This window comes from Amycolatopsis sp. Hca4 (assembly GCF_013364075.1).
In the GTDB taxonomy this organism is placed as follows: domain Bacteria; phylum Actinomycetota; class Actinomycetes; order Mycobacteriales; family Pseudonocardiaceae; genus Amycolatopsis.
In genome coordinates this window covers 3,216,535-3,236,045 of sequence record NZ_CP054925.1, presented here as the reverse complement: position 1 = coordinate 3,236,045, position 19,511 = coordinate 3,216,535, and the positions used below count along the sequence as shown (strand labels likewise).

Annotated in this window: 20 protein-coding genes, 1 tRNA gene and 1 pseudogene; 12 read left to right on the top strand and 10 right to left on the bottom strand. The window is 71.3% G+C overall.

The genetic code is table 11. The features are described 5' to 3' along the window. Positions 1-225 precede the first annotated feature (225 nt). From HUT10_RS14180 to HUT10_RS14170, 4 genes are all read left to right on the top strand, one after another. Positions 226-1,113, top strand: a complete 888-nt coding sequence (locus HUT10_RS14180) for an NAD(P)H-binding protein (RefSeq protein ID WP_176171637.1) — start codon at positions 226-228, stop codon at positions 1,111-1,113. Positions 1,114-1,424: 311 nt separating this feature from the next. After that, positions 1,425-2,366: a hypothetical protein gene (locus HUT10_RS14175; RefSeq protein WP_254896867.1), complete on the top strand. Its 942-nt coding sequence runs from the start codon at positions 1,425-1,427 to the stop codon at positions 2,364-2,366. Beyond that, entirely contained in the window at positions 2,282-2,623 is a 342-nt protein-coding gene (locus tag HUT10_RS50940) for a cytochrome P450 (protein WP_254896866.1), read from the top strand. Before HUT10_RS14175 ends, HUT10_RS50940 begins: the two co-directional genes overlap by 85 nt. A 6-nt stretch (positions 2,624-2,629) precedes the next feature. Beyond that, on the top strand, positions 2,630-4,549 hold the full coding sequence (locus HUT10_RS14170) for a multicopper oxidase family protein (protein WP_176171636.1): 1,920 nt from the start codon (positions 2,630-2,632) through the stop codon (positions 4,547-4,549). On the opposite strand, the pseudogene HUT10_RS14165 reads toward HUT10_RS14170, so the two are convergent. The 3 genes and pseudogenes from HUT10_RS14165 to HUT10_RS14155 all read right to left on the bottom strand — a co-directional run bounded on the left by HUT10_RS14165 (position 4,546) and on the right by HUT10_RS14155 (position 6,903). Next, positions 4,546-5,455, bottom strand: a pseudogene (locus HUT10_RS14165) (IS5 family transposase). The gene HUT10_RS14170 and the pseudogene HUT10_RS14165 sit on opposite strands and share 4 nt — an antisense overlap. A gap of 52 nt (positions 5,456-5,507) precedes the next feature. Then, entirely contained in the window at positions 5,508-5,954 is a 447-nt protein-coding gene (locus HUT10_RS14160; RefSeq protein WP_176171635.1) for a hypothetical protein, read from the bottom strand. A 73-nt stretch (positions 5,955-6,027) separates the two neighbouring features. Continuing rightward, complete coding sequence (locus HUT10_RS14155; RefSeq protein WP_217709606.1) at positions 6,028-6,903, bottom strand: LLM class F420-dependent oxidoreductase; 876 nt, start codon at positions 6,901-6,903, stop codon at positions 6,028-6,030. Positions 6,904-6,956: 53 nt separating this feature from the next. Here HUT10_RS14155 and HUT10_RS14150 point away from each other — a divergent pair, with 53 nt between their 5' ends. Beyond that, the gene (locus HUT10_RS14150) at positions 6,957-7,841 is read left to right on the top strand and encodes a LysR family transcriptional regulator (protein ID WP_176171634.1); all 885 of its coding nucleotides are present in this window, start codon (positions 6,957-6,959) and stop codon (positions 7,839-7,841) included. Positions 7,842-7,942: 101 nt separating this feature from the next. On the opposite strand, the gene HUT10_RS14145 is transcribed toward HUT10_RS14150, so the two are convergent. Beyond that, a tRNA-Ile gene (locus HUT10_RS14145) sits at positions 7,943-8,016 on the bottom strand. A gap of 187 nt (positions 8,017-8,203) precedes the next feature. Between HUT10_RS14145 and HUT10_RS14140 the strand changes: the two genes are divergently transcribed. Then, positions 8,204-8,473, top strand: a complete 270-nt coding sequence (locus HUT10_RS14140) for a hypothetical protein (RefSeq protein ID WP_176171633.1) — start codon at positions 8,204-8,206, stop codon at positions 8,471-8,473. Positions 8,474-8,514: 41 nt separating this feature from the next. Here HUT10_RS14140 and HUT10_RS14135 read toward each other — a convergent pair whose 3' ends face one another. Then, positions 8,515-9,000: a hypothetical protein gene (locus HUT10_RS14135; protein WP_176171632.1), complete on the bottom strand. Its 486-nt coding sequence runs from the start codon at positions 8,998-9,000 to the stop codon at positions 8,515-8,517. Positions 9,001-9,135: 135 nt separating this feature from the next. Here HUT10_RS14135 and HUT10_RS14130 point away from each other — a divergent pair, with 135 nt between their 5' ends. Both HUT10_RS14130 and HUT10_RS14125 read left to right on the top strand, forming a co-directional pair. Continuing rightward, the gene (locus HUT10_RS14130; protein ID WP_254896865.1) at positions 9,136-10,128 is read left to right on the top strand and encodes a twin-arginine translocation signal domain-containing protein; all 993 of its coding nucleotides are present in this window, start codon (positions 9,136-9,138) and stop codon (positions 10,126-10,128) included. Continuing rightward, positions 10,125-10,943 (top strand): hypothetical protein, encoded by an 819-nt coding sequence (locus HUT10_RS14125; protein WP_176171630.1) that lies wholly within the window; start codon positions 10,125-10,127, stop codon positions 10,941-10,943. The genes HUT10_RS14130 and HUT10_RS14125 overlap by 4 nt, the downstream gene beginning before the upstream one ends. A 25-nt stretch (positions 10,944-10,968) precedes the next feature. Here the strand turns inward: HUT10_RS14125 and HUT10_RS14120 are convergent, their stop codons facing one another. Beyond that, positions 10,969-11,937: a bile acid:sodium symporter family protein gene (locus HUT10_RS14120; protein WP_176171629.1), complete on the bottom strand. Its 969-nt coding sequence runs from the start codon at positions 11,935-11,937 to the stop codon at positions 10,969-10,971. 96 nt (positions 11,938-12,033) lie between these two features. On the opposite strand from HUT10_RS14120, the gene HUT10_RS14115 reads away from it, so the two are divergent. Next, positions 12,034-12,867: a LysR family transcriptional regulator gene (locus HUT10_RS14115; protein WP_176171628.1), complete on the top strand. Its 834-nt coding sequence runs from the start codon at positions 12,034-12,036 to the stop codon at positions 12,865-12,867. Between the two features lie 87 nt (positions 12,868-12,954). Here the strand turns inward: HUT10_RS14115 and shbA are convergent, their stop codons facing one another. Next, positions 12,955-13,551, bottom strand: a complete 597-nt coding sequence (gene shbA / locus HUT10_RS14110) for an RNA polymerase sigma factor ShbA (protein WP_176177817.1) — start codon at positions 13,549-13,551, stop codon at positions 12,955-12,957. A 146-nt stretch (positions 13,552-13,697) separates the two neighbouring features. Beyond that, positions 13,698-14,186 (bottom strand): sigma-70 family RNA polymerase sigma factor, encoded by a 489-nt coding sequence (locus tag HUT10_RS14105; RefSeq protein WP_176171627.1) that lies wholly within the window; start codon positions 14,184-14,186, stop codon positions 13,698-13,700. Between the two features lie 502 nt (positions 14,187-14,688). Here HUT10_RS14105 and HUT10_RS14100 point away from each other — a divergent pair. After that, on the top strand, positions 14,689-14,952 hold the full coding sequence (locus tag HUT10_RS14100; protein ID WP_176171626.1) for a WhiB family transcriptional regulator: 264 nt from the start codon (positions 14,689-14,691) through the stop codon (positions 14,950-14,952). Between the two features lie 140 nt (positions 14,953-15,092). On the opposite strand, the gene HUT10_RS14095 is transcribed toward HUT10_RS14100, so the two are convergent. Continuing rightward, complete coding sequence (locus tag HUT10_RS14095) at positions 15,093-16,106, bottom strand: RNA polymerase subunit sigma-70 (protein WP_176171625.1); 1,014 nt, start codon at positions 16,104-16,106, stop codon at positions 15,093-15,095. A gap of 39 nt (positions 16,107-16,145) precedes the next feature. Here HUT10_RS14095 and HUT10_RS14090 point away from each other — a divergent pair, with 39 nt between their 5' ends. Both HUT10_RS14090 and HUT10_RS14085 read left to right on the top strand, forming a co-directional pair. Continuing rightward, positions 16,146-16,889 carry an SDR family NAD(P)-dependent oxidoreductase gene (locus HUT10_RS14090; RefSeq protein ID WP_176171624.1) on the top strand — a complete coding sequence of 248 codons (744 nt, stop codon included), beginning with the start codon at positions 16,146-16,148 and terminating at the stop codon, positions 16,887-16,889. A gap of 209 nt (positions 16,890-17,098) precedes the next feature. Then, on the top strand, positions 17,099-18,310 hold the full coding sequence (locus tag HUT10_RS14085) for an LCP family protein (protein ID WP_176171623.1): 1,212 nt from the start codon (positions 17,099-17,101) through the stop codon (positions 18,308-18,310). Positions 18,311-18,314: 4 nt separating this feature from the next. Here HUT10_RS14085 and HUT10_RS14080 read toward each other — a convergent pair whose 3' ends face one another. Then, a complete protein-coding gene (locus HUT10_RS14080; RefSeq protein WP_176171622.1) occupies positions 18,315-19,511 on the bottom strand; it encodes an acyl-CoA dehydrogenase family protein in 1,197 nt (398 codons plus the stop codon).

Sequence of the window (19,511 nt, the reverse complement as noted above, 5' to 3'; positions counted from 1 at the left end):
ATATTTTCCCGGGGTGAACACCTGCGGCCATCGAGGCGCACGCGGACGAGCCCGCGAACCGGGAACACGGCGGTGACCCACGACCGCCTGCGCTGACCTGCGCGGCAGCCGGGATCGGTTGACGGCATCCGGCGGCTGGCCGATACTTGCTCACCGGGGGCGGAGCGCGAAAGGCGTCCACAATGGACGCCGAGCCTGTATTCAGCCTAGCTGACTGGGGAATTCATGACGATCCTGGTGACCGGCGCGACCGGAAACGTCGGCCGCAACGTCGTAGACCTGTTGCTGCGGGCGGGCGCCGACGTCCGCGCGACCTCGCGCAACCCGGACGCACTCGACCTGCCGTCCGCGGTCGACGTCCGCCGGGCGGACCTCGCCGAGCCGGAGACGTTCCGGCAAGCCCTGCAGGGCGTGGAAAAGCTCTTCCTGTACACCCAGCCGTCCGGCGTCGAAGGGGTGCTGGAGGTCGCGAAGGCCGCCGGTGTCCGGCACGTCGTCCTGCTGTCGTCGCTGGCCGCCGCCGGGCGCGACCCGGACCACTGGATCGCGCGGTGGCACCTGGCCGAAGAGGCGGCGATCGAGCGGTCCGGCCTGGCGTGGACGTTCGTGCGGCCGGGGGCGTTCGCGGTGAACTCGTTGCAGTGGGCCGAGTTCGTGAAACGGGGCGAGCCGGTGCCGATCCTCTACGCGCACTCGTACCTGTCCTCGATCCACGAACGCGACATCGCCGAGGTGAGCACGACGGCGATGCTCCAGGACGGCCACACGAGCGCGAAATATCACATCACCGGCGGCGAAAGCATCACCCAAGCCGAGCAGCTCGCCCTGATCGGCCGCGCGATCGGCCGTGAACTGCCGTACGTCGACCTCACCGGCGACGCCGCCCGCGCCGACTTCCGGGCCCGGATCGGTGGTCGGTTCGAGGAACTGGTCGAGGAGGGGACGGTCGGCCGCGACGACGCGTCGAGCATCATCGAGACGCGGATCCGGTACTACGAGGAAGCGCTCGACGGGCCCGAGGAGATCGACCGGACGGTGGAGAAGGTCCTGGGCAAGCCGGCGCGCACCTTCGCCGAGTGGGCCGAGGACCACAAGGCGGACTTCACGAACTAGCGCACCCCACTACCACCCCGTCGCCCGCACGGCAATTCCGCGCGCGGACCCGGTCGTCCGGGTCCGCGCCGTTCTCCGAGTGTCCACTGAGGACTCCAGAGAGCGGTTTCCGCTGGAAGTGACCCTGCGGCGGCGGGGTTTTCGCTGCGCGGCCGCCGCCGGTCCCGGCCGCCGGGCCGCGCGAGGAATACCAAGTGAGGGGATGCGCGGCCGGTCGCCGCTTCACTAACGTTCCGAATCCGAGCCGCACCGATCATGCTCTTCGTGCCGTGCGGGTCGTCGGTATTCCCCGTGCCCCGGAGGGTCCCCGCATGACCGAAACCGTTGTGTTCCCGCAGGACCGCACGTGCCCCTACCAGCCTGCCCCGGCCTACCTCCCGCTGGCCGACCAGAAGCCGCTCGCCCAGGTCGCGCTCTACGACGGGCGGCGCGTCTGGGCGATCACCGGCCGGGACGTCGCCCGCCGCCTGCTGATCGACCCGCGGATCTCCAGTGACCGCACCAATCCCGCGTGGCCGATGATGTTCGCGAGCATCGCCGCCACCGTCAGCGACGTCCAGCAGAAGGTGATGAAGATCGTCACCGCGCTGGTCGGGGTCGACGGCGCGGTGCACAACGCCCGGCGCAAGCTGCTCATCCCCAGCTTCACGACCCGGCGGGTCAACGCGCTGCGGCCGCAGATCCAGGCGATCGTCGACCGGCAGCTGGCCGAGCTGCTCGCGGCCGGTCCGCCCGCGGACCTGATCCCCGCGTTCGCCGGGCCGGTGCCGGTGACCATCCTCTACCGGCTGATGGGCATCCCGGACAGCGACCACGAGTACTTCGAGAAGACGTCGCAGCAGCTCGCGGGCGGCCCGGACGCCAACTCGGCCTACGACGAGCTGATGGCCTACATGACCGAGCTGATCGCCGAGAAACGGCGCAACCCCGGCGACAGCGTCCTCGACGACCTCCTCTCCGAGCGCACCAAGGGCGAGGCGGACGAAGAACTGGTGTCGACGCTCGTGCTGCAGGTGGCCGGCGGCCACGGCACCACCGGCACGATGATCTCGCTCAGCACGTTCGTCCTGCTGCAGAACCCGAGCGGCTCGCCGAGCTGCGCGCCGACCCGTCGCTGCTGCCCACCGCCGTGGACGAGCTGCTGCGGGTGCTGTCCATCCCGGACGGGGTGTCCCGGCTGGCCATCGACGACATCGAGGTCGAGGGCACCACCATCCGCAAGGGCGACGGCGTCTTCTTCATCACCTCGCTGATCAACCGCGACGAGAACGTCCACGAGGAGCCGGACGCCCTCGGCTGGCACCGGAGCACCGCCCGGGACCACGTGTCGTTCGGCTTCGGCGCCCACCAGTGCCTCGGGCAGAACCTCGCGCGCGTCACCATGGAGATCGCCATCGGCACGCTCCTCGAACGCCTGCCCGGCCTGCGGCTGGCGGTGCCCGCGGAGGAGATCCCGTTCAACCCCACCGCGGGGTTCCAGGTGCTCACCGAGCTTCCGGTTGCCTGGTAGGGAAAAGTGGACGACTCCGTCGACCGGCGCACCTTCCTCACCGCCGCGGCGCTCGGTTCCGCGGGCGTCGCGGCGGGGGTGCTGCTCGGTCCGAGTGCCCCGCGGACGGCGTCGGCGGCGACCGGTGCGCCGGCGGCGCCGACCTTCGGGCTCACCAAGTTCCTCGACCCGCTGCGGATCCCGCCGGTGCTCCAGGCGCATTCGCGGCAGTACCGGGGCGAGCTCACCGTCACGATGACCACCGTGCGGGCGCGGCTGCACTCGCAGCTGCCGGAAACCACGCTGTGGACCTACGACGGCCACTTCCCGGGCCCGACCATCGAGGTGCGCGGCGGCCGGCGGCTGCGGGTGGCGTGGGCCAACGAGCTGACGGGCACGGTCCCGCTGGTGGCGGTGCGGGCGCCGTACGAGGTGCCGACGCCGGCGAACCGGCCCGGCTACCGCGCTGCCGACGGCAGCCTGCCCGCCGGGGTGGAGCTGGTCGAAGGCGTCGCCGAGCTGCCGCCGTGGAACGTCGTGCACCTGCACGGCGCGCTGACGAACGCCGGCAACGACGGCTGGGCGCACAACGGGATCTCACCGGGGCACACGCAGCTCACCGAGTACCCGAACCGCCAGGCGGCCACCGCGCTCTGGTACCACGACCACGCGATGGCCGTGACGCGCTTCACCGTCCACTCCGGACTCGCGGGGCTGTACCTGATCCGCGACGAGGAGGAGGACCGGCTGCGCCTGCCCGGCGGCGACCACGAGATCCCGCTGGTGCTGGCCGACCGCAACCTCGACACCGACCCGGCGACCGGCGCGCTCACCGGCCGGGTGCTGTTCAAGTTCCAGTACTTGCCCGCGTCCGGCACGACGGCGCCGGTCACCGGCCCGTTCACGCTCGTCAACGGCGGCATCTGGCCGCACCTGGACGTGGACGCGCGCTGGTACCGCTTCCGGGTGCTCAACACGGCCAACGGCCGGTTCTTCCGCCTCGACCTGGTCGACGAGGCGGGCACCGTGCACAACGACGCGGTGCGGATCGCCGGCACGGACGCGGGCCTGCTGCCTGCCCCGGCGGCGGTACCGGCCGGCGGCCTGACCCTGGCCCCGGCCGAGCGCGCCGACCTGCTGATCGACTTCAGCCGGTTCCCGGGGCAGCGGCTGCGGCTGGTCAACACCGGGGCGTCGATCGAGCCGGACATCATGCAGTTCCGCGTCGAGAGCCGCCGTCGCCCCGAACCGTTCCGCCTGCCGGCGCGGCTGTCGCCGTCGTACGCGCGACTGGAGCGGGTTCCGGAGGACCACGACGAGGTGTTCGTCGTGTCGACCCCGCCGGGGGTGGCGGGTAGGCCGCACCCGGAGATGTGGGAGCTGAAGGAGATCACCGACCCGGCCGAGCTGCCCGCCCGCTTCCCGGAGGAGGGCGTCCTCCAGCTCACCGACCCGGCGACGGGACAGGTGCGGACGTTCCGCAGGGTGGCCAGCCTGTTCGACGACACGACGACGATCTTCATCGACCGCGGCCGCTGGGTGGTGTGGAACCTGCTCCAGCTCGGCGGGGCACCGCACCCGATGCACATCCACATGGCCCGGTTCCAGCTGCTGACCAGGAACAAGTTCGCCGACCTGACGGCGTTCGACCTCGCGGCGGGCGGCACGACCCGGCCTCTGCCCGCCCCAGCAGCCGGCGCGGCGATCGAGAAGCACGAGGAAGGCTGGAAGGACACGTTCACCACCTGGGCGGGGGAGTGGATCCGCGTCGCCGGCCGCTTCGAGGACGCGACCGGCGAGTTCATGTACCACTGCCACATCCTCGACCACGAGGACGAGGGCATGATGCGCCCGTTCGTGGTGCACCCGCCGGAGGTCAGCCGGTTCCACCGGCACGCGGGGAGCACGGGGCACCACCCGGGCATGCCCGGCCACGGCGGGCACTAGGGCGTGTCTGACAATGCTTTGGTCCAGGTGATCGCGGCGTGCAGGACGACCGCTGATCGGTAGACGATGGCCAACTTGTCGTAGCGAGTGGCCAGGCCGCGCCATTGTTTGAGCAGGTTGAACTGTCGTTCGGCGACGTTGCGGCCGCGGTAGTGGACCGCATCGAAGGCAGGTGGGCGGCCGCCGCGGGAACCGCGGCGTTTGCGGTGCCCGGCCTGATCGGCCGGCTCGGGGATCACTGCGACGATGCCGCGGGCGCGCAGATGCCCGCGGATCGCTCTCGAGGAGTAGGCCTTATCGCCGCGAACCCGATCGGGCCGGGTGCGGGCCCGACCACGCCCGGCCCGGCGGATGCGCAGATGCCGCATCAGATGCGGGAACATCGGTGCGTCCCCGGCCTGGCCAGGACCGACCAGAGCCACCAGTGGCCGGCCGTGCCCGTCGACGAGATGATGCACCTTGGTGCTCCACCCGCCGCGGGAACGGCCGATCGCGTGGTCAGGCGACTCGGTCAGCAGATCCGTGTAGTTCGACCCAGCCCCCTGTGGGACGGGTGATGTTGGTGGCGTGCTGATGCGCCCGGGCGATCGTGGAATCGACCGACACCGACCAGTCCACCAGGCCAGCCGCATCCGCGTGGGTGAGCAGGCGTTGCAGCACGGTGTCCCAGATGCCGTCACCGGCCATCCGGCGATGCCAGGTCCAGATTGTTTGCCACGGTCCGAACACCGCCGGCACATCCCGCCAGGGGATCCCGCACCGATACCGGTAGATGATCCCCTCAACCATCGCCCGCGCATCCGAGAACGGACGACCACGCCTACCGGTCCGGACCGGAAGCAAGTCCTCGATCAACGCCCACTGAGCATCGGAGAGCAACTGAAACCGCGACACGACCAGCAGCATCCCAGCAACCAGCCGGAACCTTTGTCAGACACGCCCTAGGCCGGCCGCCGGCTCAGCTTCGCCTGCGGCTCGCGATCTCCTCGGAGAGCTGCCGAACACGGGCGGGGTCCGCGTCCCGGGCGAGCGCGACGTAGTGGTCCATGACGGCCGGCCGGTAGCGCACGGGCAGCGTCTGTCCCGGAGCGAGCCGGGTGAGCTCGGTGATCGTGAGGTCTTCGTCCGCGATGCCGCGGAACGCGACGCCTTCGGCGGTCTCCACGTCGAACATCAGGACCACGCGCGGATTGCTGTTCACTTCCCGCCAGTCGACGAGCACGCCGAGCGCCAGCGCCCCCGTACGCAGTTCCGCGGTGCGCTTCCGGGCGTCACTGCTCAGGAGCGGGTTCGCGGCGACGCCCGGGAAGGCGGGCCCGACACCGAGCGACTCCGGACTCAGGTCGGGCCTGAGCTGCCCCGCCAGATCGTTCAGAGCGTTCAGCTTCTTCTTCCACCCGAACATCCTGCTCCCTCCCGCACGCCGGTGCCGGAATCCCGGCCTGGCCGCACCCTCGCCGTGATCGTACGGCGCCGGGTCACCGCGCCAGCGCGGCGTGCCGTTCCAGGAACCGGGCGACCTCCGCGGGATCCTCCAGCGGCAGCGGGTAGACCACGAGCCGGTCCACGCCCAGTGCGGCGTACTGCTCGGCGGCGCGCGCGTCCACCTCCACCGGGTCGAGCGGCAGGTAGCTGATCTCCAGCTGGCCCAACCGGGCCGGGCGGTCCACCTCCTCGGCGGCCCGGCGCAGCCCGGCCAGGTGGCGGGGCAGGTCGGCGAGCCCGCCGTTGCCGAACCAGCCGTGGCCGCGGGACACCGCGCGGCGGAACGCGGCCGGGCTGTGGCCGCCGACCACGATGCGGACACCCGCCGGGCGCGGGTGGGCGTCGACGTTGCGGAACTCGACGTATTCCCCCTGGTACGCGGGCGCCGGATCGGTCCACAGCGCGGTCATCGCGTCGAGGTACTCGTCGGTGCGCCGTCCGCGCCCGGCCATCGGCACCCCGAGTGCGCGCAGCTCGGGCTCGAGGTAGCCGGCGCCGACGCCGAGCAGCAGGCGGCCGCCGCTGAGCACGTCGAGGCTCGCCGCCTGCTTGGCGAGGACCAGCGGGTTGCGCTGCGGCAGGATCACCACGCCGGTGCCGAGGTCCAGCCGCTCGGTGACGGCCGCGACGTAGGCCAGGTGCACCAGCGGGTCGAGGATCGGGTCGGTCGGTTCCATCGGCGCCGGCGGCACCCGCGGGCTCGGCAGCACCACGTGCTCGCCCGCCCACCACGACCGGTAGCCGAGGTCCTCGGCCAGCCGCGCCAGCCGGACCGTCTCGGCCGGTGCCAGCGTCGCCTTGGCGTTCAGTCCCGACACGCCCAGTTCCATGTCCTTCTGCCCTTCGCCGCCGTCGATGATCACGGTCATCGTCGGGCCGCGCGGCCCCCGGCGTCCAAGATCGGGCGCTATAGCCTGTGGCTATGGATGTCCACGTCCGGGACCTGCGGTACTTCGTCGCGGTGGCGGAGGAGCTGAGCTTCACCAGGGCCGCGGGGCGGCTGTACATCGCGCAGCCGTCGCTGAGCAAGCAGATCCGCCGCCTGGAGACGTCGCTGCGGGTCGCGCTGTTCGAGCGTGACCACCGCACGGTGACCCTGACCGCGGCGGGGGCGGCGCTGCTGCCGGAGGCGCAGCGGATCATCCGGCAGTGGGAGACCGCGCAGCACGCGCTCGCCGAGGTGGCCGCGGCGCAGCGGGCGACCCTGACGGTCGGGTTCCACACCAGGATCGGCCGCGGGCTCATCCCGAACGTCACGGCGAAGATGGCGACGGCGCTGCCGGAGTGGAAGCTGTTGTTCAAACAGGTCGCCTGGAGCGATCCGACGGCCGGGCTCGGCGGCGGTGAGGTGGACGTGGCCGTCGCCTGGCTGCCGGTGCCGCCCGGATTCGCGCGGAAGGTCGTCGCCACCGAGGACCGCTGGGTGGCGCTGCCGGCCGGGCACCGGCTGGCCGCGCGGGAAGCGGTGCCGTTGGGCGAGCTGGCGGAGGAGGCGTTCATCGCGCTGCCGCGGGCGGCCGGGCCGCTGCGCGAGTTCTGGCTGGGCAACGACCGGCGCGAGGTGCCGGCGCGGGTGGTCGCCGAGGCGGAGACGGCCGAAGAGTCGCTGGAGGCGGTGGGTGCCGGGCTGGGTGCGGTGCTGGTTTCCGAGGGCAACGCGCAGATCTACCAGCGCGACGACATCGTGTACCGCCGGGTCACGGGGTTGCCGCCGAGCGAGCTCGCCGTCGTCTGGCGGGCGGAGGACGGACGCCGGGCGGTGCGGGTCTTCGTCGAGGCGTGCGAGCGCTGCCTCTGCGCCGGGTGAGGTTTCGACGGCGAACGGCGTCGCGCCGGAGGTTGTCCTCCGGATGGAGAGTGCGGGCACCGGCGAAGGTGCGTCAGCACCGGGTAGCCGGAGCCGCCTCGTGGGGCGGGCGGGGCTCGAACCCGCGGCCAAGGGATTATGAGTCCCCTGCTCTAACCAACTGAGCTACCGCCCCCTCACTCGGGCGTGCGCAAGCGGCCCGAGGTTTGCATGTGCACAGAACACTCAGTTCGCTTCAAGTTATCACAGCGGCCATCCGGGCAGATCCGGTAGGCCAAACAGGTTGAACTGACCGCCGAGCGGCGCACGCTCGTCTAGGTTGCAAGGGCGCCACCGCTGACCGGAACGGCGGGAGTAAGACAATGGGCACTGCCACCTCGTTCCGTTCCCTGGCCACCCGGCTGGCGCTGTTGGACGCATTCGCCGCGGGGGCCGGGCTGGGGTACCTCGCACACGAGTACCGGGAGGTCATCGTGGCGAATCCCGGGCTGATCGGCTTGACACTGCTGTTCACGTTCGTTTCCGGCTACCTGATCCGCACCGCGGTCCGCGCTTTGCGGCGCGCGAGTTCACGCGTCGAGACGATTTTCGCGGAAGAGCTGGGAAAGAAGCCTTCGCCCCGCCCGCGATGACGGAAAATCCCGGCGGGCCGGGCGAAGGGTGCGGATTTCGTTCAGCTGCCGCCACCGGACGGTGTGGTGAACGGAGTCGGTGTATCGGCGGGCGTTGTAGTGGGCGGCATGGTGGTGGACGGCGGTGAAGTCGGGGTGGTGGCCGGCGTCGTCGGGGCCGCCGGTGCGGCGTAGGCCGCGTAGCTGAACCAGATCTGGCCGTACGTCTTCGGCGTGGTCTGCGAGAACATCGCCCGCACCTGGAACGTGGTCGCGGTGAAGGAACCCTGCACCGTGTTGAGCATGAACCCGTTGTACGGGTTCGGCGTGTTCGCCGACACCACGACCGCCTCCGGCACCTTGCCGAGACCGTGCGGCACGGTGCAGAAGCCGCCGCCGTCGGTCACGCAGGTGGCCTGCGCCGCCTGGACGATCGGTGCCGGTGACGGGCCGACGGCGGCCGAAGCACCCGCGAAGACCACTGCGCCCGCCGTGACCACCACCGCCCCGGCCAGCGCGGCGAGCGCGGTTCGTCCCTGAGTCCCCATGGAAACCTCCCCTGATCGATGCCGTCCTCCGGATCGCTTGGCCGTTCCGGCTTGTTACGCGTGTACTGGCTTTGTACGGCGTCTGTACGCCCCGGCTGGACGCTCTCGCCGACATCCGAACCAGGAGGCGAGCCCGTGTCGCAGAATCCGTGTATCACGTCGAGAGCGCTTTCCCGGCGCTCCTTCCTCCGCGCCGGAGCCGCGACCGCCGTCGCGCTCGGTTCCGCCGCTCTGCTCCCCGGTGTCGCCTCCGCCGAGGGGGAGGGGATCCCCGCGTCGCCCCACATCGACATCACGCAGCCGTCATCGGATCTCTTCCGCAGCAAGATGCTGCACGAATCGCACCACGTCATGCAGGGGTTCGCCTTCGACAACGTGAACCGGCGGCTGTTCGTCGTCCAGGCGCGGAACGGGACCTCCGGCGACGACCTGTGCATCAACCAGCTCAGCTTCAGCGGTGAGCTGCTCGGCTCGATGCACGTCGACCACGCCGGGCACGGCGTCTCGATCGGGGTGGAGCCGGTCGGCACCTCCTCCTACATCTGGATGGAGTGCGACGCCGACGGCACGACCACCGACGCCCGCGGCACCGCGCTGGCGCGCTTCAAGTTCGTCAACGGCGGCACGCCGTCGGTGAAGAAGTTCCTCACCGGCAGCAAGACGATCACCTGCGCGACCGACCCGGTGTACCAGCGGATCGCCGTGCGCCGCAGCGAAGGCGGCCGGATGTGGTACAGCGTCTTCCCGCTCGCCGGCGCGGCCGCCGGCGACTTCTCCAAGCCGCTGGTGCACTTCCCGCAGCCCGCGCTCAGCACGACGAGCGTGGTCTTCCAGGGCTACACGATCCTCGGCAGCAGCCTGTACACATTGGACGGATCAGGCCACGCCGACGCGGCCGACATCGACTCGTACGTGACGCGCATCGACATGAACACCGGCCTGGTGGCGGACCGCGACATCACCCGCGCCGGCTCGACGCTCGTCTACCGCGAACCCGAAGGCCTGGCCGTCTACCGCACGGCCGACGGCGAGACGCGGCTGTTCCTCGGGTTCGGCTCGCGCAGCAGCATGGACAACGTCAACCGGTACGCCAACCTCTTCTACAAGAACGTCCTGGTGAACGCATGAAACTGGCAACCACGCTCTTCGCCGGCGCGCTCGCGGCGGCTTCCTTCGCCGGCGTCGCCGCGCAGGCGCTCCCGGCGTGCCCGGTGATCGTCAGCCACGGTGGCTACCCGACCGGTGCGAACCCGTGGGACCGCGACCAGCTGCGCGCCCCGAACAACCCCGAGGCCGTCGACGCCCTGATCGGCCAGGGCGCCGGCGGGTTCGAGGCCGACGTCCAGCTGACGAAGGTCGCGGTCGGCTCGGACGGGACGGTCAGCGGCAAGGCGGTGATGTGGCACAACACCTCGACGCACGGACTGAACGGCGTCAAGAAGAACATCACCGACATCTACTGGTCCTCGGGCAGCGACAAGCTGGAAGGCCGGACGCTGCAGTGGGGCCCGTACCAGGGCGAGGGCGTTTATTCGCTGCGGCAGTGGCTGGACCACGTCGCCGCCAAGGGCGCGTTCGCCGAGCTGGAAATCAAGCCGGAGACGAAGGTGTTCCTCGTCGACGGATCCGCGGCGGTGAAGGCGAAGGCGTGGAGCGAGATCGCCGACCCGGTGCGCGAGCGCTACCGCAACCAGGCGATCACGGTGTACTCGCACGACCCGGACATCGCGGCGGCCCTGAAGTCCCGCGTGGCGGCCGGGACGTTCCCCGCGGTGCTCGGTGGTGGCCCGTCGTGGCCGGACACGGTGAAGTGGGAGGAGCCGCCGCCGTCGTGGAGCGGGAACGCGGCGAGCTGGCAGGCGAACCTGGCGACCGGCCCGGAACGGGTCGCGACCAGCTGGACGGCCGACTACCGGAAGTGGCTCGCCGGCCGGTGTTCCTGACCGTCCACAACGGAATCGACGAAAATCAGGCCGGCACGAGGTCCTGCTCGGCCGCGTACCGCCGGGCCAAGGTCGCGCAGACGATCAGCTGGAGCTGGTGGAACAGCATCAGCGGCAGCACGATCAGCCCGACCTGCGCGTGCCCGAACAGGACCGTCGCCATCGGCAGGCCGCTGGCCAGGCTCTTCTTCGACCCGCAGAACACGATCGTGATGCGGTCCGCGCGGGCGAAGCCCATCAGGCGGGCGCCCCAGCCGGTGGCCGCCAGTACCGCCGCGAGCAGCGCCCCGCACACCGCCAGCAGCACCAGGAGGTGACCCGGGTCGAGCCGGTGCCAGATGCCTTCCGTCATGCCCGCGCTGAACGCCGTGTACACCACCAGCAGGATCGAGCCGCGGTCGACCAGCTTCAGCGGGGCCGCGTGCCGCGCGATCCAGCCGCCGATCCAGCGGCGGGCCAGCTGGCCGGCCACGAACGGCGCCAGCAGCTGCAGCACGATCCCGAGCACGGCCGACCCGTCGACGCCCGCGCCGTCCCCGGCGAGCAGCAGCGCCACCAGCAACGGCGTGAGCACGATCCCGGCCAGGTTGGACAGCGACGCGCTGCAGATCGCCGCCGCGACGTTGCCGCGGGCGATCGAGGTGAACGCGATGGACGACTGGACCGTCGAGGGCAGCACCGCCAGGAACAGCACCCCCGCCGCCAGCTGCGGCGGCAGGACCGCGGCCGGGAGCAGGAACAGCGCCAGGCCGAGCAGCGGGAACAGGACGAAGGTGGCCGCGAGCACCACCGCGTGCAGCCGCCAGTGCCGCAGCCCTTCGAGGGCTTCCTGCGTCGAGAGGCGGGCACCGTACAGGAAGAACAGCAGGCCGACGGCGATCGTGGTGGCGACGCCGAAGCCGTCCGCCACCGCGCCCGATGCGGGCAGCAGGGTGGCGACGCCGACGGTGGCGAGGATGGCGAGGACGAAGGGGTCTGGACGCAACCGGAACATGGCTCTCCTTCCACCGCCATTTTCGGCGACCCCACGCTCATTGTGAACCCCGATGACCGGACTGACTGTCATCACGATTCGCGATAAGCTGCGCCGGTGCTGGATCCCCGCCTCTGCCGTTCGTTCCTCGCCGTCGCCGAGACGCGCAGCTTCACCGCGGCCGCGCGGCGGCTCGGCGTCGGCCAGCCGACGGTCAGCCAGCACGTGCGACGGCTCGAGCGCGACGCCGGCGGCCTGCTGTTCGCCCGTGACACCCACACGGTGGAACTCACCGCGCGCGGGCAGGCGATGCTCGGGTTCGCGCAGACGGTCGTCGACACCGAAGAGCGGGCCGAGCGGCACTTCCGCGGCGCCGAGCTCCGCGGCCGAGTGCGCTTCGGCGTCTCGGAGGACTTCGCGCTCGGCGAGCTGCCGGAGATCCTGCACCGGCTGCGCCGCAGTCACCCGCTGGTGGACGTCGAGCTCACGGTCGAGCTGTCGGACGTCCTGGCGCAGCGGCTGCGCGCCGGGCAGCTGGACCTGGTGCTGGGCAAGCGCCGCCCGGGTGCGCACCACGGCCGGCTGCTGTGGCGGGAGCCGCTGGTCTGGATCGGGTCGGCCGCCACCGTGCTGGAGCCGGGCCAGCCGGTGCCGCTGGTGCAGTACCCGATGCCGTCGATCACCCGCCGGCTGGCGGTGGAGGTCCTCGAACGCGCCGGCCTGGAGTGGCGGGCGGCGTGCCAGACGTCGAGCCTCACCGGCCTGCGCGCCGCGGCGGCGGCCGGCCTGGGCGTGACCGTGCACGCCCGCAGCCTGGTCCCGGCCGACCTGATCGAGCTCGACGGCCTCCCGGACCCCGGCGACATCGAGTTCATGCTGCTGGCCAGGGAGTCGATGGAAGGCCCGGCGGCGGCGCTGGCGGAGTTCATCCTGGAGCGGGTCCGGCGTTAGTCCGCCGATACCCCCACCGCCACCCTCAACGGAGGAGCTGCGCTCCCGGTCACTCCGCCGGTGCCTCCGCCGCCCTCGACGGAGGAGCTACTCCTCTTCGCCGGTCAGCAGCCGCCGCAGCCGGCCGAGGGCCCGGTGCTGCGCCACCCGGACCGCCCCCGGCGTGGACCCCACCGCCGCGGCCGTCTCGTCCGCCGACAGCCCGACCACCACCCGCAGCACCACGATCTCCCGCTGCTTCGCCGGCAGCACGTCCAGCAGGCGGGCGAGCCGCTCGTTCAGCTCGAACCGCAGCGCCCGCTGCTCGGGGCCGGCCGTTTCGCTGACCCCGTCCGGGACTTCCGGGACCGGGTCGCTGCGGTTGCGGGCCGCGGCGCGGTGGGCGTCGGCCACCTTGTGCTGGGCGATCCCGTAGACGAACGCCAGGAACGGGCGGCCCTGGTCGTGGTAGGACGGCAGTGCCGTCAGCACCGCGAGGCAGACCTCCTGGGCGACGTCGTCCGCCGAAGCGAACGAGCGCTCGTGCCGGCCGACCCGGGCCCGGCAGTAGCGCACCACCAGGGGCCGGATCGTGGCGAGCAGGCGTGCGGTCGCCGCGTCGTCGCCCGCGATCGCGGCCGCGACCGGCTCGTCGTGGCGCCGCCAGTGCGGCGGGAACGCTTCGGCGGGCTGCGCGGCGGCGATCTCGCGGACGAGGGCGCGGCTGCGCACCCGCAGCAGCGTGCCCTCGACGTCGAGCCCGGCGCGCAGCGAGTCGTGCAGCGCGGCGTTGGACTCCCGCAGCTGCTCGGTGATCGCCCGATCCCCGTACTCGGTTGCCGGCATTTCGCTCACCTTTCCCTGTCCCGCTGGTCGCCGGGCCGGGCGGCCCGGAGTCGCCGGAGGCGTTCCCGCACGTGGCGGAGGGTGGACCGGACGGTCGCCGGCGCGATCCGCAGCGCCTCCGCGATCTGCGACGGCGTGAACCCGTCGAGCGACCACGCCAGCACCATCCGCTGCTTGCCCGGCAGGGCGGCGAGCAGCTCGAGCAGGCCCGCGTGCTGCTCGACCAGCCCGGCGAGCTCGTCGTCGTCCTGCGGGTCGCCCGCCACGGTCCAGTCCGCCCGCGCGCCGCCCCCGGCGTCGAGCAGGCGCCCGGCGACCCGGCGCACCCAGGCCCGCGGGTCCTCGGCGATCGGCCACGCTTCGAGCGCGTGCAGCATCGCCTCGGCGGCGACGTCGCGGGCCGTCTCGAGCTCGAAGCCGGCCTTGCAGAGGAACGCCACCAGGGCCGGGAAGTCCGCGCGGAAGAACGCGTCGAACTCGTCGTGACCGCACACCGGACCCCACCACCCCTCGCCTCACTAGGACAGGTGCAGTGAAGTGACCGCTACGTGTAACGATTCGATCAAGACTGCCCGGTAGGAGTAATGGAATGCGTTGCCTCGGTGACGGCTGGTGACGAACGGTTCCGGCCGGGTGCCGCGCCGGTCCGCGAACGGCGGGTTCCGGACGGGCTCCCCCTCGGGTCTGACGGACGTGTTTACCCGCCCGAAGAGCCGGAAACCCCTCTCGGACAACGCAAGCGGATGGTGGAGGACTGTCCGTCCGCCGGTCGGTGCTGCGCGGAGTTCGCCGATCGGGTGACGTGATCGACATCGAGATCCCCGGAAGAAAGGCGTACTCTCATGTGTTGCAGTCTTGGTTGCCCGGAGGGTGAGCCGGGGACCGAAGCCAAAACCCCCTTGACCCAGGCGGATGCGCTCGCGCGCCCGCCAGTGTTAAGTCGGTTGACGCGCCCCAACAATGGGAAGCAGTAAGAGAAGGAGGTGAACGAAGGAAATGGAAGCCACGATGACGGGCTGGGCGGAACTCGCGGCCTGCAAGGACGAGGACCCGGAACTGTTCTTCCCGATCTCCGAGATGGGCCCCGGCGCCCGGCAGACGGCACAGGCGAAGGCCGTGTGCGCCCGCTGCCCCGTGCGCGCCGAATGCCTCGGCTACGCGCTCGACAACGGCCTCGACCACGGCGTCTTCGGCGGCACCACCGCGGACGAACGCCGCCGGCTGGTGCGCACCGCGCCTCAGCGGCACCGAGTGGCCTGACGCGCCGGCCGGTGACCTCTTCCCGGCGGCCGCAAGGACAGCAAGCAAATCCGGAAAGCAAATGAGATTCCGGTTGTGCGCTTGCCCGGGTGGGTGATTCCCCGTGAATCACCCACCCGGGCTTTTTTTCAGCGCAATATCTATGCGTCGCTTTGCATCTTTCCTGCCGACCCGTGGTCATCGTGCTCGGTGGGCCAGGTCTCCGGCAGGCCCCACGCCGCCGCCGGGACCGACTCGAACGCGGCCATCGCCGTGATCGACCCGGCTTCGACCGTGAGCAGGGTGACCCCGAACCACCGGTGATCGTGCTCTCCCGGGCGCCGCAGGTAGGTGGCGACGGCGGGCTGGCGGTTGGCGCGCACGGGCAGCATCCGGAACCGCCCCACGCAGTCCGGTGACGCCGGGTCCAGCGAAAGGGAGAGCGCGCGCACGATCGAGGTCCGGTTGCCGAACCACAAGGTGTACGGCGGCATGACCGCCTGGGCGTCTTCGTGCAGCAGCCGGGCCACCGCGGCCGGGTCACCGGCTTCGTACGCGGCGATGAACCGCTTCAGCAGCGCCGTTTCCGCCGCCGTCGGGTCGCCGACCGTCCACTCGGCACGCCGCGCGGGCAACCGCTCACGCAACGTCGCCCGTGCCCGCTGGAGCGCGCTGTTCGCCGACGCCACGCTCGTCTCGAGCGCCGCCGCCGTCTCCCGCGCCGGCCAGCCGAGCACGTCCCGCAGGACCAGCACCGCCCGCTGGCGCGGCGGCAGGTACTGGACGGCGGCGAGGTAGGCCAGCTCGATGGTTTCCCGCTCGATGACGGCGTCCTCCGGGGCCGCGTCGTCGAGCAGCCGGTCGGGGCAGGGCTCGAGCCACGGCAGGTCGGCGGCCTCGATCGGCCCGGCCGGCTCCCCGGCCGGCCCGAGCTGGTCGGGCAGCACGCGCCGGGGGCGCCGGGCGAGTACGTCGAGGCAGGCGTTCGTCGCGATCCGGTACAGCCAGGTGCGCACGCTCGCCCGGCCCTCGAACCCGTCGCGGGCCTTCCACGCGCGCAGGAACGTCTCCTGCGCGAGGTCTTCGGCGTCGGCCAGGGAACCGAGCATCCGGTAGCAGTGCACCTGGATCTCGTGGCGGTGCCGTTCGACGAGCGTCTCGAAGTCCTGACCCACCCGGGAACGCTAGCGCACCCGGGCTGAAAGACTGGTCTGGTGAGTGGAACGGTTCTGGTCCTCGGCGGCCGCAGCGAAATCGGCCTCGCCGTGGCGAAACGCCTGGTCAGCGGGGACGTCCGGCGGTTCGTGCTGGCCGCGCGGCCGGGCGCGGACCTCGCGGGCGAGGTGGCGGCGCTGCGCGAGGCGGGCGCCGAGACGGTCGAGACCGTGGACTTCGACGCCGACGACCTCGCCGCGCACGGCCCGTTCCTGGAGAAGGTCGCGGCCGAGCACGGCCCGCTCGAGACCGTCGTGCTCGCCTTCGGCATCCTCGGCGACCAGGCGCGTGCCGAGCGCGACGCCGCCCACGCCGCCGCGATCGTCCACACCGACTACGTCGCCCAGGTCGGTGTGCTGACCCACGCCGCGAACCTGCTGCGCGCGCAGGGCCACGGCCGGCTCGTCGTGTTCTCTTCGGTGGCCGGGGTGCGCGTGCGCCGCGCGAACTACGTCTACGGCTCGGCCAAGGCCGGCCTCGACGGCTTCGCGAGCGGCCTCGCGGACGCCCTGCACGGCTCCGGTGTCCGGCTCGTGCTCGTCCGGCCCGGGTTCGTGATCGGCCGGATGACCGAAGGCATGACACCGGCGCCGTTCTCCAGCACGCCGGACCAGGTGGCCGAAGCGACCGTCGCGGCCCTGCGCCGCGGCCGCGACGTCGTCTGGGTGCCCGGAATGCTCCGTCCGGTCTTCTTCGCGATGCGCCTCCTGCCGCGGGCGATCTGGCGCAAACTGCCGCGGTGACGCGATCGCGCCGGCCACTGTGGCCGGAGCCACAGCACGTTCCCGTGCGCGCTTCCCTACCCTGCGTGGCAGAATTCGGCCGATAGGCCGGATTCCGCTCGGCCGATCGGGCAGCGTCACAGGTTTCCGACAACTTTCTCAGCTGATTCCCAGCAAACCCGGTGATCCTCGAAGGAGGGGGAACACCAGAGGGAAGCAAGGGGAACGTCGTGCTGTTGTCGTCGCGGGGCCGCCGGATCGGCGGCCGGGTCGCGCTCGGCGTCGTCTCGACCGTGGTGCTCGGCGCCACCGGTTACCTGTGGACGCAGCTGAGTGCGCTGGACGACGGCATCGTCACGGCCGACGTCATCCCGCCGGCCGCGCAGATCGACAGCGAGGACACGCCGGTCGGCGAGCCGCTGCAGGTCGCCCAGAACATCCTGCTCGTCGGGATCGACTCGCGGACCGACACCTACGGCAACCCGTTGCCGCAGAACGTGCTCGACGCGTTGCACGCCGGAGGCGGGGACGACGGCGGCGACACCACCGACACGATGATCGTGGTGCACATCCCGGCGGGCGGCGCCGCGGCCACCGCGATCTCGATCCCGCGTGACTCCTATGTGGACATCGCGGGCGGCTACGGCAAACACAAGATCAACTCGGCCTACAGCCGTGGCAAGAACGCCGCGATGTCCGGTTTGCGCGCCCAGGGGCTTTCCGGCGCGCAGCTGGAGGTGGCGGCGAACCAGGCGGGCGCGAAGACCGCGATCCAGACGGTGGAGAAGTTCACCGGGCTGACCATCAACCACTACGCGGCGATCAACCTCGCCGGCTTCGACGCGCTGTCACAGGCCGTCGGCGGCGTCGAGGTCTGCCTCAAGGCGCCGGTGCACGACACCTACTCCGGCGCGGACTTCGCGGCGGGCACGCAGACGCTCTCGGGTCCGCAGGCGCTCGCCTTCGTCCGGCAGCGCCACGGGCTGACCAACGGCGACCTCGACCGCATCGCGCGGCAGCAGGCGTTCCTGTCCGGGATGGCGAAGAAGGTGCTGAGCGCGGGCACGTTCACCGACCCGTCGAAGCTGGGCCTGCTGGTCAGCGCGGTGCAGGGCGCGGTCGTGCTGGACAAGGGCTGGGACATCCTGAGCTTCGCCCAGCAGCTGCGGGGGATGACCTCGGGCGCGATCGCGTTCGCCACCATCCCGGTGCAGAGCCTGTCCCTGCCGACGCCGTCGGACGGCGTCGCGGTCAAGGTCGACCCGGCGCAGGTCCAGCAGTTCGTCCGCACGGCGATCAGCACCACGAATGTCCAGGCCGCGGGCGACGACCCGGCCGGGAACGTGAAGCCGGTCGCCGCCACCGGCACCAAGGCGCCGGCGCCTTCCTCGAACGCGAAGCAGCCGGCGACCACCACGGCGGCCGCCGGCTGCGTCAACTAGCGCCTCACACGAACGCGGACTGGCCCGTGATCGCCTTGCCGACGATCAGGGTGTTCATCTCGCGCGTGCCTTCGAAGGAGTAGATCGCCTCGGCGTCGGCGAAGAACCGCGCGACGTCGTAGCCGAGCACGATCCCGTTGCCGCCGAAGATCTCCCGGCTCCAGGCGACGACCTCGCGCATCCGCGCGGTGACGAACGCCTTGGCCAGCGACGAGTGCTCGTCCTGGAAGATCCCCGCGTCCTGCAGGCGGGCGAGCTGCACCAGCATGCCCCAGGAGGCGGTGATGTTGCCGAGGCTCTTCACGAGCAGGTCCTGCACCAGCTGGAAGCGGGCGATCGGACGGCCGAACTGGGTGCGCTCCTTGGCGTAGTCCAGCGCGAGCTCGTAGGCGCCGACCATCACGCCCAGCGCCTGCCAGGCCACGCCGCCGCGGGTGGCGCGCAGGATCTCGGCGACGTCGCGGAAGGAGTTGATGCCCTGCAGGCGGTTGGCCTCCGGGACGCGGACATCGGTAAGGGTGATTTCGGCGTTTTCGACGATCCGGAAGGCCGTCTTGCCTTGGATCTTCTCCGCCACGAAGCCCGGCGTGCCCTTCTCGACGACGAAGCCCTTGACGTGGTTGTCGTCGAGGTCACGGGCCCACACCACGACGTAGTCGGCGAAGGTCGCGTTGCCGATCCACTTCTTGGCGCCGTTGAGGACCCAGGTGTCACCGTCTCGCTTGGCCGTGGTGCGCATGCCGCCGGCGACGTCGGACCCGCCGAGCGGCTCGGTCATCGCGAACGCGCCGATCTTGTCCATCGCGGCCATCTCGGGCAGCCAGCGGTCCCGCTGCTCCTGGCTCCCTCCACTGTAGATGGAGTACATCGCGAGTCCGTTGTGGACACCGAAGAACGTCGCCACGGAGGCGTCCGTGCGGCTCATCTCCATCGCCATCATGCCGGTGAGCAGGTGGCTGACCGCCGGCTTGTGCTCGCCGTAGCCCTCGTAGGGCAGCCCCGCGAGACCGCTCTCGCGGAACATCCCGATGAGCTCCTTCGGGAAGGTGCCGGCTTCCCAGTTCTCGTTCACCAGCGGCTTGACGTCGGTGCGCATGAACTCACGGGCCTGGACCAGCAGCTTGCGCTCGTCGTCGCCCAGCAGCGTCTCGTAGTTGTAGAAGTCGGCGGTCAGCTGGCCTTCGAGTGCTTCCATCGTCAT

Bases quoted from the DNA above. Each gene is read 5' to 3' on its own strand.
- HUT10_RS14180 (WP_176171637.1), top strand. From the start codon at position 226: ATGACGATCCTGGTGACCGGCGCGACCGGAAACGTCGGCCGCAACGTC.
- HUT10_RS14175 (WP_254896867.1), top strand. From the start codon at position 1,425: ATGACCGAAACCGTTGTGTTCCCGCAGGACCGCACGTGCCCCTACCAG.
- HUT10_RS14160 (WP_176171635.1), bottom strand. From the start codon at position 5,954: ATGTTCGGGTGGAAGAAGAAGCTGAACGCTCTGAACGATCTGGCGGGG.
- HUT10_RS14155 (WP_217709606.1), bottom strand. From the start codon at position 6,903: ATGACCGTGATCATCGACGGCGGCGAAGGGCAGAAGGACATGGAACTG.
- HUT10_RS14150 (WP_176171634.1), top strand. From the start codon at position 6,957: ATGGATGTCCACGTCCGGGACCTGCGGTACTTCGTCGCGGTGGCGGAG.
- HUT10_RS14140 (WP_176171633.1), top strand. From the start codon at position 8,204: ATGGGCACTGCCACCTCGTTCCGTTCCCTGGCCACCCGGCTGGCGCTG.
- HUT10_RS14135 (WP_176171632.1), bottom strand. From the start codon at position 9,000: ATGGGGACTCAGGGACGAACCGCGCTCGCCGCGCTGGCCGGGGCGGTG.
- HUT10_RS14125 (WP_176171630.1), top strand. From the start codon at position 10,125: ATGAAACTGGCAACCACGCTCTTCGCCGGCGCGCTCGCGGCGGCTTCC.
- HUT10_RS14120 (WP_176171629.1), bottom strand. From the start codon at position 11,937: ATGTTCCGGTTGCGTCCAGACCCCTTCGTCCTCGCCATCCTCGCCACC.
- HUT10_RS14100 (WP_176171626.1), top strand. From the start codon at position 14,689: ATGGAAGCCACGATGACGGGCTGGGCGGAACTCGCGGCCTGCAAGGAC.
- HUT10_RS14080 (WP_176171622.1), bottom strand. From the start codon at position 19,511: ATGACGATGGAAGCACTCGAAGGCCAGCTGACCGCCGACTTCTACAAC.